The following is a 15,436-nucleotide window of genomic DNA, read 5'->3' as shown; positions in this document are numbered from 1 at the left end:
AGCAGGATGAACTGGTATGGAATGCGAGCACATGAAGTGGAAGAAAGAACGAATACGAATGTAAAGGTTGGACTTACAGAGAAAGAAGCAGAAGGGCGAGTAAAGAAATTTGGTACTAATGAATTAGAAGAAGCAAAAAGGCCTTCTGCACTAATGGTATTTTTAGCACAGTTTAAAGATTTCATGGTACTCGTTTTGTTTGGAGCAACAATTGTTTCTGCGTTTTTAGGTGAATACATTGATTCTATTGCTATTGTTGCCATTGTTATTATCAATGGTATTCTCGGCTTTTTTCAAGAAAGAAAAGCTGAAAAATCATTGGAAGCTTTAAAGGAACTAGCCGCTCCGCAAGTTACTGTAATGCGGAATGGAAAGTGGGTAAAAGCACCATCTAAAGCACTTGTTTTAGGGGATATTATTAAGTTTTCCAGTGGTGATCGTATTGGGGCTGATGTGCGTCTTGTTGAGGCATCAAGTTTATATATTGAAGAGTCTGCTTTGACAGGGGAGTCCGTACCTGTACAAAAGAAGGTAGAAGCATTGCAAGGGCAAGATGTTGCAATTGGGGATCAAAAAAATATGGCTTTTATGGGGACAATGATTACGCGAGGATCTGGTACAGGAGTTGTTGTAGCAACTGGTATGAATACAGCGATGGGGCAAATTGCAAATATGTTGCAAAATGCAGAGCAAATGGAAACGCCACTGCAAAGAAGGTTAGAACAGCTCGGAAAAATATTAATTATTGTAGCTCTTATTTTGACAGCGCTCGTTGTATTGGCTGGTGTGTATCAAGGGAATGAAGTATATCATATGTTTTTAGCTGGCGTATCGCTAGCTGTTGCGGCTATTCCAGAAGGATTGCCAGCAATTGTTACAGTAGCTTTATCACTTGGTGTACAGCGTATGATAAAAAAGAGAGCAATTGTAAGGAAGTTACCGGCCGTAGAAACGTTAGGCTGCGCTTCTGTTATATGCTCTGATAAAACGGGAACAATGACGCAAAACAAAATGATGGTAACACATATGTGGTCAGGCGGAGAATTGTGGAAAGTGACAGGGCAAGGATATGAACCTAATGGCTCTTTTATGAAAGGTGAAAAAGAAGTGAATCCAGCTAAGACAAAATCACTTTATCAGCTACTTACATTTGGTTCACTATGTAACAATGCAAATATTATTCAAAAGAAAAAGGCGTACGTATTAGATGGAGATCCGACAGAGGGAGCGCTTGTAGCTGCAGCAATGAAAGCCGGGATAACACGTGAGGCATTAAAAGGGAAATTTGAAATTATTCGTGAATTCCCCTTTGATTCAACTCGAAAAATGATGAGTGTTATTGTACGAGATCGAGAGGGGAAAAAGTTTATTGTTACGAAAGGAGCACCGGATGTTCTTTTGCAACTGAGTCAAACAATCTTATGGGGGGATAAGCAGCAGCCGTTAAGTGAGCTATATAGAAAAGAAGTACAGGCGGCTATTCATAGCTTAGGTAGTCAAGCGCTTCGAACAATTGCAGTTGCGTTTAAACCTTTAAAAGTCACGGATTCTATTGAACATGAAAGAGACGTTGAAAAAGATTTTATGTTGGTTGGAATACAAGGTATGATTGACCCGCCAAGGCCAGAAGTGGCGCAGGCGGTAAAAGAGTGTAAAGAAGCTGGTATTCGAACAGTAATGATTACAGGTGATCATAAAGTGACAGCAATGGCGATTGCTGAACAATTAGGAGTTTTACCACCAGATGGACGCGTTGTTGAAGGAGTAGAACTCGCGAATATGGATGTGGAGGAATTAGAAAATGTTGTAGAAGATACGTATGTATTCGCTCGTGTATCACCTGAGCATAAATTGAAAATTGTTAAGGCACTGCAAAATCAAGGACATATAGTAGCGATGACAGGTGATGGAGTGAACGATGCTCCAGCGATAAAAACAGCGGATATTGGGATAGCGATGGGAATTACAGGGACAGATGTTGCGAAAGAAGCCTCTTCACTTGTTTTACTAGACGATAATTTTGCTACAATTAAATCAGCAATTAAAGAAGGAAGAAATATATATGAGAACATACGTAAGTTCATTCGCTACTTATTGGCGTCAAATGTTGGAGAAATTTTAGTTATGTTATTTGCGATGTTACTTGCATTACCACTGCCGATGGTTCCTATTCAAATTTTATGGGTGAACTTAGTTACTGATGGTTTACCAGCGATGGCATTAGGTTTGGATAAGGCTGAAGGAGATGTGATGAAGAGAACACCGCGTCACCCGAAAGAAGGGGTATTCGCTAGAGGGCTTGCGTGGAAAATAATAAGTCGAGGGTTTTTAATTGGGGCAGTGACGTTAGTGGCGTTTATTATTGCGTATAACCAACATCCAAATGAACTGAAATATGCACAAACTGTAGCGTTCGCGACGTTGGTACTTGCTCAGCTTATTCATGTATTTGATTGTCGTAGTGAGCATTCTGTCTTTCACCGTAATCCATTTGGGAACGTGTATTTAGTAGGGGCGGTTATTATTTCGTTACTACTCATGCTAGTGGTTATATATTATCCACCGTTACAACCAATCTTTAGCACAATGCCGATACAAGCAAGAGATTGGTTATTAATTGGAGGTTTGTCATCAATTCCGACTTTCTTACTAGTAGGTTCTTTATTAACAGGGAAAAAGGCTAAGAAGAAAAAGCCGATATTATATAAGAAGGGATTAAACTTGAAATAGTCAATGTTATGAAAATGTGATATAATTTACAGAAGGTAGTAGAGCCTTGTCTCTATTACCTTTTTCATTGAGTTATTTTATGGCTTGGATGTGATAAAAATGATTTCTAGTATGACAGGGTTTGGAAGATCGAAAGTAGAAAGTGATACTTTTCAAATTACAGTAGAAATGAAATCGGTGAACCACCGTTTTTTAGAGATGAGTATTCGACTTCCTAAGCAAATGATGGTATTTGAGGACAAAATTCGTAAAATAATTGCACAGCAAGTTCGACGTGGACGCATTGAAGTGTCTATTAGTATAGCGGGTGAAGGACTTGTTGAAAGAAAATTAAGTGTGAATTGGTCACTTCTTGAGCAGTACCAATCGATGATGGAAGATATAAAAGGGAAATTTCAATTACAAGATTCTATTACACTTCAGCAATTAATGGCAATGCCAGAAGTAACAGCAATTGAAGAAATAGAAAATGTAAATGAACATTTTGAGAACAGTTTATATGAGGCTGTTCGTCAAGCTGCTCATATGTTGAAAACGATGAGAGATGGCGAAGGAGAACGATTACATAAAGATATAGCGTATCGTTTACAAGAGATTAGCAATTGTGTAAATGCAATTATTCCACATGCACCAATTGTTACACAAAAATATCGTGAACGATTAGAAAATCGCTTAAAAGAATTACATAATCAAGATCTAGATGAACAAAGATTGCTAACAGAAGTCGCAATCTTTGCAGAGCGTTGTGATATTCATGAAGAGTTAGTTCGTTTGCAAAGTCATTTAGAGCAATTTCGTGAAACATTGCAGATTGAAGAGCCTGTTGGAAGGAAAATGGATTTCATCGTGCAAGAGATGCATAGAGAAATTAATACGATTGGTTCTAAGGCAAATGACTTAACAATTTCAAAATATGTTGTAGAAATGAAAAATAACCTTGAAAAAATTCGTGAACAAGTACAAAATATTGAGTAGCTTTCAAAAAATATATAAAGTTATACGTGGTGGAGAAATCGGATAGACTTACTAGGAGGCGCAAACTATGGCCATGCGGTTTTTAAATATTGGATACGGAAATATTGTATCTGCTCATCGAATTATTGCTATTGTAAGTCCGGAGTCAGCTCCTATTAAACGAACAGTACAAGAAGCACGCGAACATAATGCTTTGCTTGATGCTACGTATGGGAGAAAAACAAGGGCGGTTATTGTTATGGATGATGGGCATGTTGTATTAAGTCCAATTCAACCAGAGACGATTGCACATCGTTTGAATAATAAAGAAGATTTAAGTGAGGAAGGGTAGGTTTTACATATTTATGAGAAGTAGAAGAGGATTGCTCATCGTTCTTTCAGGGCCTTCTGGGGTTGGAAAAGGGACGGTTCGTAAAGAGCTGTTTAGCCATGAGGATACACGTTTTCAGTACTCTATTTCAGTAACGACACGTAAGCCGCGTGAAGGTGAAGTAGATGGTGTGGATTATTTCTTTAAAGAAAGAGAAGAATTCGAGGAAATGATTCGTAATGAAAAATTACTTGAGTGGGCTGAGTTCGTAGGTAATTATTACGGAACACCGATTGACTATGTTGAAAAAACATTACAAGAAGGAAAAGATGTATTCTTAGAAATTGAAGTGCAAGGAGCAATTCAAGTTAAGAAAGCTTTCCCAGAAGGTGTATTTATTTTCTTAGCACCTCCAAGTTTATCTGAACTAAAAAGCCGTATTGTCGGACGTGGTACAGAGACTGAAGATGTTATTGAAAATCGTTTAACTGTAGCGAAAGAAGAAATCGAGATGATGGACGCTTACGACTATGTAGTAGAAAACGATCAAGTTGAATTAGCTTGTGATAGAATTAAAGCAATTGTGGTTGGCGAACATTGCCGCCGCGAAAGGGTAGCAAAATATTATAAAGAAATGACGGAGGGTCTATAATTATGTTAAATCCATCAATTGACTCATTACTACAAAAAATCGATTCTAAGTACACATTAGTAACAGTAGCTGCAAAACGCGCGCGTGAAATGCAACTTGCTAATAACTGTGTTGTAGAAAAACCTGTTTCTCATAAATGTGTAGGTAAAGCATTAGAAGAAATCGATGCAGAAGCATTAAGCTACGTACCAAGTGAAGATAAAGTAGCTGAATAAGCCTTTGCCTTCGACAAAATAAAACATAGACTTTATAATTTTCTATGTAACGGTAACAACCTATTTACAAGTAGGTTGTTATTTTTTTACGAAAGGAATGAAATATTGGTACTGACGAGCTGAGAATTCTATTTCAGTATTATAAGTTTGAAAAAGAAAGAGGACGAGTCATATGCTAAAAGGGAAAAAGATACTTCTATGTGTAACAGGAGGCATTGCGGTTTTTAAAGCAGCTGCGTTAACGAGTAAATTGACACAATCTGGCGCGATTGTAAAAGTAATGATGAGTGAGTCGGCAATGAAGTTTGTTACGCCTCTTACATTCCAAGCGCTTTCTCGCCATGATGTATATACGGATACATTTGATGAGAAAGACTCAGCTGTTATTGCTCATATTGATGTAGCAGATTGGGCGGATGTTGTACTTGTCGTACCTGCTACTGCCAATTGTATTGGAAAGTTAGCTGGTGGTATTGCAGATGATATGATTACAACTACTTTGTTAGCTACTACAGCTCCGGTATGGATTGCGCCTGCTATGAATGTGCATATGTATGAAAATAAAATAGTTCAAAAAAATATGATGACATTGAAAACGCTAGGATATACATTTATTGAGCCTGGGGAAGGCTTTTTAGCATGTGGATATGTAGCGAAGGGACGACTAGAAGAACCTGAAGCAATTATCGCACGGTTAGAGGAAGCTTTCTCAGAACACAAACCATTGCAGGGCAAAAGAATATTAATAACTGCTGGCCCAACACGTGAAAAGGTTGATCCAGTTCGTTTTATGACAAATTTTTCTTCTGGAAAAATGGGGTATGCGATTGCGGAAGTGGCAGCGAATTTAGGCGCTGATGTTATACTCGTTTCAGGACCGACAGCATTAAATCCACCGTTACATGTAACGACAGTGCAAGTGGAATCTGCACAAGATATGTTAGAAGTGGTTCTTCAACATTATCAAAACGTAGACGTTGTCATTAAAACAGCAGCAGTTGCAGATTATCGTCCGAAATATGTTCATGAGAATAAAATGAAAAAGCAAAATGGTGATGCTGTCATTGAACTTGAAAGAACGGTGGATATTTTAAAAACGTTAGGTCAGAAAAAGGATAAACAGTTACTTATCGGTTTTGCTGCTGAAACGACAAATGTAGAGGAATATGCAACGAAAAAACTACGTGAGAAAAATGCAGATATGATTGTCGCGAATGATGTAAAAGCGCAAGGAGCTGGATTTGGCACGGATACGAATATTGTAACAATGTATAGAAAAGATGGAAAAGTTATTGAGTTGCCACTTTTAATGAAAAAAGAGGTAGCTCGTGAAATATTGAAGCAAATTGAAATGATGTTAGAAGATGATCGTTTATGAAATTTGCAAGTGTCATTGTTGATGTACCTGCCCGTCAGACAGATCGACCATTTGATTACATTATCCCTAAAAAATGGGAAGATATTGTACAGACAGGAATGCGTGTAGTAGTTCCGTTTGGCCCAAGAAAATTGCAAGGTTTTATTATTGGGATTAAAGATTCGGTGGATGTAGAAAGTAAGAAGTTAAAGACAATCCATGAAATATTAGATGTAACACCGGTTTTAAATGATGAATTATTAAAGCTTGGATATTGGCTTACAAGTGAAACGTTATGCTACATGATTTCAGCTTTTCAAGTGATGCTTCCAACTGCGATAAAAGCAACGTATAAAAAACGTCTACAACTTTGTAAACAGGAAGAAATAGCACCTGAAATACTATATTTATTTCAGGATAAAGAAGCAATTGATTTTGAAGTAATCGAGCAACAGCCACATTTATACCGAGCTATTCAACAAGAAATTAAAAATGGTACGGTTGAAGTCGTTTATCAAGTGAAAGATAAAGTACAAAAGAAGAAGCAAAGAGTGGTTCAGCCGGAGTTGCCAGAAGATAAATTGGAATTAGCGGCATTTGAACTGAAAAGTAAAAAACAACAAGATGTACTTTATTATTTTGTGGAAAATTATAAAAGTGCACCGTTGAAAGTAATTACAGAAGAGTTACAAATAACAGATGCTCCAATAAAAGCACTTGTTAAAAAGGGATTCATTTCAGAAAAGTATGTGGAAGTATACCGAAATCCGTATGACGATGATGATTTTGAACAAACAAAACCATTTCCACTTACGGAGGAACAAAAACAAGTTATTACACCGATTTTATCATCAATTACAAATGAAACTTATAATCCATTTTTACTATATGGTGTTACAGGAAGTGGAAAGACAGAAGTATATTTACAATCTATAGCAGCAGTGCTCAAGAAAGGAAAAGAAGCTATCGTTCTTGTTCCTGAAATTGCACTAACGCCCCAAATGGTGGATCGTTTTAAAGGTAGGTTTGGCTCACAAGTTGCAGTTCTTCATAGTGCGTTGTCTGTTGGAGAAAAGTATGACGAGTGGCGTAAGATTTTAAGAAAAGAAGTGAAAGTTGTAGTTGGTGCGCGTTCAGCTGTTTTTGCGCCTTTTGAGAATTTAGGGATTATTATTATTGATGAAGAGCATGAATCAAGTTACAAACAAGAAGATAATCCGAGGTATCATGCAAGAGATGTAGCTGTCTGGAGAGGACAATATCATAAATGTCCTATCGTTCTTGGTAGTGCGACACCAACACTTGAATCGTTTGCAAGGGCGAAAAAAGGTGTTTATGAACTATTAACAATGGAAAAACGTATGAATGAACAAGCTTTACCAACGGTAGAGATTGTTGACATGCGAGAAGAACTTCGTGACGGGAATCGATCAATGTTTTCTAAGGCGCTGCATGAAAAAATAGCAGATCGATTAGAAAAGAAAGAACAAATGGTACTCTTTTTAAATAGAAGAGGTCATTCTACATTTGTTATGTGCCGTGATTGTGGGTATGTTGTTCAATGTCCGCATTGTGATATTTCATTGACATATCATAAAATGAATCATCGTTTAAAATGTCATTATTGTAGTTACGAAGAGAATATGCCAACTGAGTGTCCAGCTTGTCAAAGTACATACATTCGTTTCTTTGGTACAGGTACACAAAAGGTAGAAGAAGAAATTACAAAACTATTTCCAGAGGCACGAGTCATTCGAATGGATGTAGATACGACAAGTCGAAAAGGAATGCATGAAAAATTATTAAAGGCGTTCGGGGAAGAAAAAGCAGATATATTACTCGGAACACAAATGATTGCTAAAGGATTAGATTTTCCGAAAGTAACGCTCGTTGGGGTTTTAACTGCAGATACGATGCTTCACTTACCTGATTTTCGGGCGAGTGAAAAGACATATCAGCTATTGACGCAAGTAAGTGGACGAGCAGGTAGACATGAATTGCCAGGGGAAGTTGTGATTCAAACGTATACGCCAGAACATTACAGTATAGAGTTAGCGAAGAACCAACAATATGATGTGTTTTTTGACCAAGAAATGCAAATGAGACGAACAAGACAATATCCCCCATATTACTATGTTGTACTCGTAACTGTATCTCATCCTGAATTATTAAAAGCGGTACAAGTGACGGAAAAAATTGCCTCGTATTTACGAACGCATTGCTCACAGCAAACAATGGTGCTAGGACCAGTTGCTTCAGCGATTCCAAGGATAAAAGATAGATATCGTTATCAATGCATGATAAAATACAAACGGGAACCAAACTTAAAGAACGTGCTCAAAATGGTAAATGAACATTATCAAGCAGAAATGCAAAAAGAGCTACAAATCTCAATTGATTTTAATCCAACAATGTTAATGTAGCGGAGGGAAATATGGCAGTTTTAGAAATAATAAAGCATCCAAATGAAGTGTTAGAAACACCATGCGAAAGAGTAATTAACTTTGATAAAAAGTTAGTGAAATTGTTGAAAGATATGCATGAAACAATGTTAATTGCGGACGGAGTCGGTTTAGCTGCGCCTCAAGTAGGTGTAAGCTTGCAAGTAGCGGTTGTTGATGTCGATGATGATACTGGGAAAATCGAGTTAATCAATCCATCAATATTAGAAAAACGTGGTGAACAAGTAGGTCCCGAAGGCTGTTTAAGCTTCCCGGGACTTTATGGTGAAGTAGAACGTGCCGATTATATTAAAGTAAGAGCACAAAATCGCCGTGGGAAAGTATTCTTATTAGAAGCGGAAGGATTTTTAGCGCGTGCAATTCAACATGAAATCGATCATTTACACGGTGTTTTATTTACATCGAAAGTGACAAGATATTATGAAGAAAACGAACTAGAATAGGTGTTAAAAGGAGCGGTTTTTAAATGATAAAAGTAGTGTTTATGGGAACACCGGACTTTTCAGTGCCGGTGCTTCGTCGTCTTATTGAAGATGGCTATGAGGTAGTAGGTGTTGTGACGCAACCTGATCGTCCAGTAGGTAGAAAAAAAGTATTAACACCTACACCTGTTAAAGTTGAAGCGGAAAAACATGGTATCCCTGTGTTACAGCCGTTAAAAATTCGTGAAAAAGATGAATATGAAAAAGTATTGGCATTAGAGCCAGATTTAATTGTAACAGCTGCATTTGGGCAGATTGTACCAAATGAAATTTTAGAAGCACCGAAGTATGGATGTATTAATGTTCACGCTTCTTTACTTCCTGAACTTCGTGGTGGTGCACCAATTCATTATGCAATTATGGAAGGTAAAGAAAAAACAGGTATTACAATTATGTATATGGTAGAAAAATTGGATGCTGGTGATATCTTAACGCAAGTGGAAGTTGAAATTGAAGAGCGTGAAACGACAGGCTCATTATTTGATAAATTAAGTGAAGCAGGAGCACACCTTCTATCTAAAACAGTACCTTTATTAATCCAAGGTAAGTTAGAACCGATTAAACAAAACGAAGAAGAAGTAACGTTTGCGTACAATATAAAACGTGAGCAAGAGAAAATTGATTGGACAAAAACAGGTGAAGAAGTATACAATCACATTCGCGGATTGAATCCATGGCCAGTTGCTTATACAACTTTAGCAGGACAAGTTGTTAAAGTATGGTGGGGAGAAAAAGTGCCTATAACTGAACCGGCTGAAGCAGGTACAATTGTTGCAATCGAAGAAGATGGTTTTGTTGTAGCAACGAGTAATGAAACAGGTGTTAAAATTACTGAATTGCAACCTTCTGGTAAAAAGCGTATGAGTTGTTCACAATTTTTACGTGGAACAAAACCTGAAATTGGAACGAAGTTAGGAGAAAATGCATGAGACAAAATGTTCGTGAATTAGCTCTTGATGGTTTAATTCAAGTGGAAAAAAGTGGTGCATATAGCAACTTACTTTTAAATAATCTAATTGAAAAAAGTGCAATTGATAGAAAAGATATTGGTTTATTAACTGAAATTGTATATGGAACGATTCAACGTCGTGACACATTAGATTATTATTTACAGCCTTTTCTAAAAAAGAAGGTTGAGGCGTGGGTAAGAGTATTGCTTCGCTTATCTTTATATCAAATGATTTATTTAGACCGAGTGCCAGAAAGAGCGGCTATTCATGAAGCGGTTGAGATTGCAAAGCGTCGCGGGCATAAAGGAATTGCTGGTATGGTGAACGGTGTATTACGTTCGATTCAGAGAGAAGGTGTACCTTCTGTAGATGAAATCAAGGATCCAGTAGAACGTCTTGCAATTACAACAAGTCATCCAGTTTGGCTTGTCCAAGAGTGGACTTCAGAATACGGTTTAGAAACTGCAGAAAAAATGTGCGAAGTAAACATGTTACCACCTGTACCAACAGCGCGTGTGAATGTTGATAAGGTAACGGTAGAAGAAGCGATTGAGTTGTTGGCAAGTGAAGGTATAGAAGCAAAACGTGGTGACTTATCAGATGATGCAATTCAGATTGAAAGAGGAAATGTAGCGCATACAGAAGCGTTTAAAAAAGGATTTCTTTCTATTCAAGATGAAAGTTCTATGCTTGTAGCACGCGCTTTAGAACCGAATACGGGAGATGCAGTTCTTGATAGTTGTGCTGCTCCAGGCGGAAAAACAACGCATATCGCGGAACGATTAAAGGGAACTGGTAAGGTCATGTCCCTTGATTTACATGCACACAAAGTACGTTTAATTAAACAGCAAGCAGAGCGACTTGGTCTAGAAAATGTCGAAACTAAAGCGCTAGATGCTAGAAAAGTGCAAGAACACTTTGCGAATGAAACGTTTGATAAAATATTGGTAGATGCACCGTGTTCTGGATTTGGTGTAATTAGACGTAAACCTGATATTAAGTTAGGAAAAGATAAAGGCGATAGTGAAAGATTATCGACGATTCAAATTGCAATACTAGAAAAAATAGCACCATTATTAAAACAAGGTGGTCGTCTTGTTTATAGTACGTGCACAATTGAGAAAATAGAAAATGAACAAGTAATAGAGAAATTTTTACAAGAACATCCTGAATTTGAATGGGATACTACGCTTAAAGAGCGTATGCCAGAAAAATTAACTCCGTATATTGATGAAGGTCAAGTACAAATTTTACCGCATTATTTTGCGACGGATGGCTTTTATATTGCTTGTTTAAGGAAGAAGGTGTAGCATCATGGAAACGACTGTAAGAAAACAAAAGAAAAATTTAGAAACGAAGAAACCATCAATTTACTCTTTACAACTTCATGAAATGCAAGATTGGTTAAAGGAACAAGGAGAACCGAAGTTCCGTGCTGGACAAATTTTTGATTGGTTATATAAAAAACGTGTAAAAAATTATGAGGATATGTCAAACCTTTCTAAAGGATTGCGTGATAAATTGTCGAATTCCTTTGATATTACTACTTTAAACACGTTAGTAAAACAAACGTCTTCGGATGGAACAATTAAATTCTTATTCCAATTATATGACGGATATTCTATTGAAACGGTATTAATGCGACACGAATATGGAAATTCCATTTGTGTAACAACGCAAGTTGGTTGTCGTATTGGGTGTACGTTCTGTGCTTCGACACTTGGTGGATTAAAGCGAAACCTAGAAGCTGGAGAAATCGTAGCGCAAGTAGTAGAAGTTCAGCGCGCGCTTGATGAAACAGAAGAACGTGTAAGTTCTCTTGTTGTTATGGGGATTGGAGAACCATTTGATAACTATGATAATTTAATGGGATTCTTACGCATCATTAACCATGAAAAAGGACTTCATATTGGTGCGAGACATATGACTGTTTCGACGAGTGGAATTATCCCGAAAATTTATAAGTTTGCTGAAGAAGATCTACAAATTAATTTTGCGATTTCATTGCATGCTCCAAACTCAGAATTACGTTCAAAATTAATGCCGATTAACCGTGCTTATAAATTACCAGATTTAATGGAAGCTATTAAATACTATGTAAATAGAACAGGGCGTCGTATTACTTTTGAATATGGATTATTTGGAGGAGAAAATGACCAAGTAGAGCATGCTGAAGAGCTTGCTGCGCTCTTAAAAGGTGTAAAATGTCATGTGAACTTGATTCCGGTAAACTACGTACCTGAACGTGATTATGTACGTACGCCACGTGAACAAATTTTCTTGTTCGAGAAAACGTTAAAAGATCGTGGAGTAAATGTAACGATTCGCCGTGAACAAGGTCATGATATTGATGCAGCCTGCGGTCAGTTGCGTGCGAAGGAGCGCAAAGAAGAGACGAGGTGACGAGATGAAAGCCGTATTTCTATCGGATAAAGGAAAAGTTCGTCAACATAATGAAGATAGTGCAGGAGTTTTTCACAATTTAGATGGAAATGTATTAGCGGTAGTAGCAGATGGAATGGGAGGTCATCGAGCTGGTGATGTAGCTAGCTCGATGGCCATTCAATTATTCCATGATTATTGGAAGCAAACACATAATATGAATGAGCCGAAAAAAGTAGAACAATGGTTACATACTAGTGTTGGGATTATTAATGAGCGTATATATGAATACGCTCAGCAAAATGCAGAATGTAATGGTATGGGAACAACGCTTATAATAGCTGTTTGTACACCAAGCTTTGTGACAATAGGGCATATAGGAGATAGTCGTTGCTATATGGTATCAGAAGGAGAAATGACGCTAGTAACGGAAGATCATTCGCTTGTAAATGAGCTTGTGAAACATGGTGAAATTTCAAAGGAAGACGCAGAGTATCATCCGAAAAAGAATGTGTTATTAAGAGCATTAGGAACAGAAGAAAAAGTTGGGTTAGATGTTAAAACGTTGGTGATTGAGGAAGATGATCAATTACTTCTTTGCTCTGATGGGTTATCAAACAAAGTTTCTATTGATGATATGCGACAAATTTTACAGTTAAATGAACAGCTTGAAGGTAAAGGGCAGTGTCTCATTCAATTGGCAAATGATCGCGGTGGAGAAGATAATATCACACTTGTTCTTATTGATTATGCGGGTTCGACAAACGAAAGTAGGTGAAGTGCAACGTGCTGATTGGAAAACGCTTAAATGACCGTTATAAGCTGCTGAAAATGATTGGTGGTGGCGGAATGGCCAATGTATATTTAGCTCATGATGATATACTTGGCCGAGATGTAGCGGTAAAAATATTAAGACTCGACTACTCAAATAACGAAGAGTTTATTAAACGTTTCCATCGAGAAGCGCAGTCTGTTACAACGTTGTCGCATCCAAATATTGTGAATATGTATGATGTCGGAGAAGAAGATGGTATATACTATCTTGTTATGGAATATGTACCAGGGCAAACATTGAAGCAATACATAATTGAGCGAGGGATGTTACCTATAGGAGAAGCTCTTGATATTATGGAGCAGTTAACATCCGCTATGGCACATGCCCATCATTTTGAAATTGTGCATCGTGATATAAAGCCGCACAATATTTTAATTCGAGCTGATGGAATAATAAAAGTAACAGATTTTGGAATTGCGACAGCTACAAGTGCAACAACAATTACACATACAAATTCAGTGCTCGGTTCAGTCCATTATTTATCACCAGAACAGGCACGTGGCGGGATAGCAAATAAACAATCAGATATCTATTCTCTTGGGATAGTTATGTTTGAATTGTTAACAGGAAGACAACCGTTTTCTGGCGAATCTGCTGTTGCCATAGCTTTAAAACATTTACAAAGTGAAATCCCATCACCAAAAAGATGGAATGAAAATATTCCGCAAAGTGTTGAAAATATTATATTAAAGGCAACTGCAAAAGATCCGTTTCACCGATATCAATCTGCCAATGCGATGAAGCGAGATATTGAAACTGCGCTATATCCAGAGAGGATAAATGAGCAACCATTTTACATACCGGAAGATATGGAAGCGACGAAAGCGATTCCGATTATTCAACAAGAACAATTATTTGAAAATGTAAGTGATGAAACGATTGTTTTAAAAGGGAGTAAGGTGGAAGAACCGATAAGAGCAGAAGCAGCTGAGTTAGATAAGAAGAAAAAACGGAGTAACAAGTGGCTTAAAGTTTTAATTTCAACATTTTTATTTTTAGCAATAGGAATAACATTAGCACTTACGGTTATTCCAGGATTATTTATTCCGAAAGATGTGAAAGTTCCTGATGTGGCTGGTATGAAATACACGACAGCTGTAAATACATTAGTAGAAAAGGGCTTTGAGGTGACGGAGCCTAATATTGTATATACAGATGATGTTGAAGTTGGGGATGTAATAAAAACGGACCCTGTAGCAGGAAGAGTCGTAAAAGAAAACGCTAAAATTACTATCTATCAATCAGGTGGAAAAAAGAAAAGTAAGATGGCAAATTTCACAGGTCAAAACTTTGAGAGTGTAAAAGCTGAGTTAGAAGAAAAATATAAACAAGTTACGGTAAATTATATTGAAAATGATAAGCCGAAAGGTGAAATTGTAGAACAAATTCCGACGCCTGATCAGATGGTTATAGAAGCGGAGCAAGAACTGAAAATCTGGGTAAGTAAAGGGCCTTATCAAATTAGACCAGGTGACTTTTCGGGGTGGACTGAAAATAGTGTAACTGGTTATTTGAATGAGAGAAAACTAACGTCAGATATAAAACGAGAGTATTCAGATACAGTCGAAAAAGGACTTGTAATTTCGCAATTTCCAAAACCAGGTACACCATTAAAAGAGGGAGATAAAGTAACTATTATTATCTCTGATGGTCAAAAGCCTAAAGTGACTAAAACGGTAAAAGTGGACAATATCTCTATCCCATATGAGCCTGCTGTAACAGGTGAAAAAAAGCCGCAAACAATAGAAATTTATAAAGAAGACATGCAGCAAAAAATGGATAGACCGGTTGAAACGAGAACAATTACTGAATCAGCGACTATTTCTTTAGAATTTGTAATTCAAGAAGGTTCAAAGGGACACTATAAAATTGTACGGGATGGAGTAACGATTATTGATAAAGAAGTACCATATCCAACTCAATAATAGTGAAAGTCTACTTATTATTATTATTGCCTGTTATGCTGTCTACAAAGTGGACGGTATAGCAGGCAAAAATATATGATTCAAAAAGCTAGTAAAGTGATGCAGCTGTAAATATTTTTTTGCATTTAATGGGAAATTCAATGTATATTAGCGAAAGTATA

At 37.2% G+C, this 15,436-nt stretch carries 13 protein-coding genes; all 13 read left to right on the top strand.

Annotation, left to right across the window (positions count from 1 at the left end):
- Positions 1–6 precede the first annotated feature (6 nt).
- The 13 genes from NST86_RS19690 to pknB all read left to right on the top strand — a co-directional run bounded on the left by NST86_RS19690 (position 7) and on the right by pknB (position 15,275).
- The gene (locus tag NST86_RS19690; RefSeq protein WP_001104775.1) at positions 7–2,730 is read left to right on the top strand and encodes a calcium-translocating P-type ATPase, SERCA-type; all 2,724 of its coding nucleotides are present in this window, start codon (positions 7–9) and stop codon (positions 2,728–2,730) included.
- A gap of 99 nt (positions 2,731–2,829) precedes the next feature.
- On the top strand, positions 2,830–3,705 hold the full coding sequence (locus NST86_RS19685) for a YicC/YloC family endoribonuclease (protein WP_000625869.1): 876 nt from the start codon (positions 2,830–2,832) through the stop codon (positions 3,703–3,705).
- Between the two features lie 67 nt (positions 3,706–3,772).
- Positions 3,773–4,036 (top strand): extracellular matrix/biofilm regulator RemA, encoded by a 264-nt coding sequence (remA, locus tag NST86_RS19680; RefSeq protein ID WP_001251456.1) that lies wholly within the window; start codon positions 3,773–3,775, stop codon positions 4,034–4,036.
- 13 nt (positions 4,037–4,049) lie between these two features.
- Positions 4,050–4,667: a guanylate kinase gene (gmk, locus tag NST86_RS19675; protein WP_001257741.1), complete on the top strand. Its 618-nt coding sequence runs from the start codon at positions 4,050–4,052 to the stop codon at positions 4,665–4,667.
- A 2-nt stretch (positions 4,668–4,669) separates the two neighbouring features.
- Positions 4,670–4,882 (top strand): DNA-directed RNA polymerase subunit omega, encoded by a 213-nt coding sequence (gene rpoZ / locus NST86_RS19670; RefSeq protein WP_000933960.1) that lies wholly within the window; start codon positions 4,670–4,672, stop codon positions 4,880–4,882.
- A gap of 172 nt (positions 4,883–5,054) precedes the next feature.
- Positions 5,055–6,260, top strand: coding sequence for a bifunctional phosphopantothenoylcysteine decarboxylase/phosphopantothenate--cysteine ligase CoaBC (gene coaBC / locus NST86_RS19665; RefSeq protein ID WP_061663124.1), 1,206 nt, complete (start codon positions 5,055–5,057; stop codon positions 6,258–6,260).
- Positions 6,257–8,662: a primosomal protein N' gene (gene priA / locus NST86_RS19660; RefSeq protein ID WP_016118548.1), complete on the top strand. Its 2,406-nt coding sequence runs from the start codon at positions 6,257–6,259 to the stop codon at positions 8,660–8,662. The genes coaBC and priA overlap by 4 nt, the downstream gene beginning before the upstream one ends.
- Positions 8,663–8,673: 11 nt before the next feature.
- Positions 8,674–9,144 (top strand): peptide deformylase, encoded by a 471-nt coding sequence (def, locus tag NST86_RS19655; protein WP_000279455.1) that lies wholly within the window; start codon positions 8,674–8,676, stop codon positions 9,142–9,144.
- A gap of 23 nt (positions 9,145–9,167) precedes the next feature.
- A complete protein-coding gene (fmt, locus tag NST86_RS19650) occupies positions 9,168–10,112 on the top strand; it encodes a methionyl-tRNA formyltransferase (RefSeq protein WP_000598804.1) in 945 nt (314 codons plus the stop codon).
- On the top strand, positions 10,109–11,443 hold the full coding sequence (rsmB, locus tag NST86_RS19645; protein ID WP_001249666.1) for a 16S rRNA (cytosine(967)-C(5))-methyltransferase RsmB: 1,335 nt from the start codon (positions 10,109–10,111) through the stop codon (positions 11,441–11,443). Before fmt ends, rsmB begins: the two co-directional genes overlap by 4 nt.
- Before the next feature lie 4 nt (positions 11,444–11,447).
- Complete coding sequence (gene rlmN, locus NST86_RS19640) at positions 11,448–12,536, top strand: 23S rRNA (adenine(2503)-C(2))-methyltransferase RlmN (RefSeq protein WP_000450541.1); 1,089 nt, start codon at positions 11,448–11,450, stop codon at positions 12,534–12,536.
- A 4-nt stretch (positions 12,537–12,540) separates the two neighbouring features.
- The gene (locus NST86_RS19635) at positions 12,541–13,293 is read left to right on the top strand and encodes a Stp1/IreP family PP2C-type Ser/Thr phosphatase (protein WP_000648703.1); all 753 of its coding nucleotides are present in this window, start codon (positions 12,541–12,543) and stop codon (positions 13,291–13,293) included.
- Between the two features lie 8 nt (positions 13,294–13,301).
- Positions 13,302–15,275: a Stk1 family PASTA domain-containing Ser/Thr kinase gene (pknB, locus tag NST86_RS19630; protein WP_000904748.1), complete on the top strand. Its 1,974-nt coding sequence runs from the start codon at positions 13,302–13,304 to the stop codon at positions 15,273–15,275.
- The last annotated feature ends 161 nt before the right edge of the window (positions 15,276–15,436 follow it).

The sequence above is a fragment of the Bacillus sp. FSL L8-0199 genome, assembly GCF_038005705.1.
Classification (GTDB): Bacteria; Bacillota; Bacilli; order Bacillales; family Bacillaceae_G; genus Bacillus_A; species Bacillus_A cereus.
The sequence above is the reverse complement of the archived record's forward strand: the minus strand, read 5'-3'. Positions and strand labels throughout refer to the sequence as shown.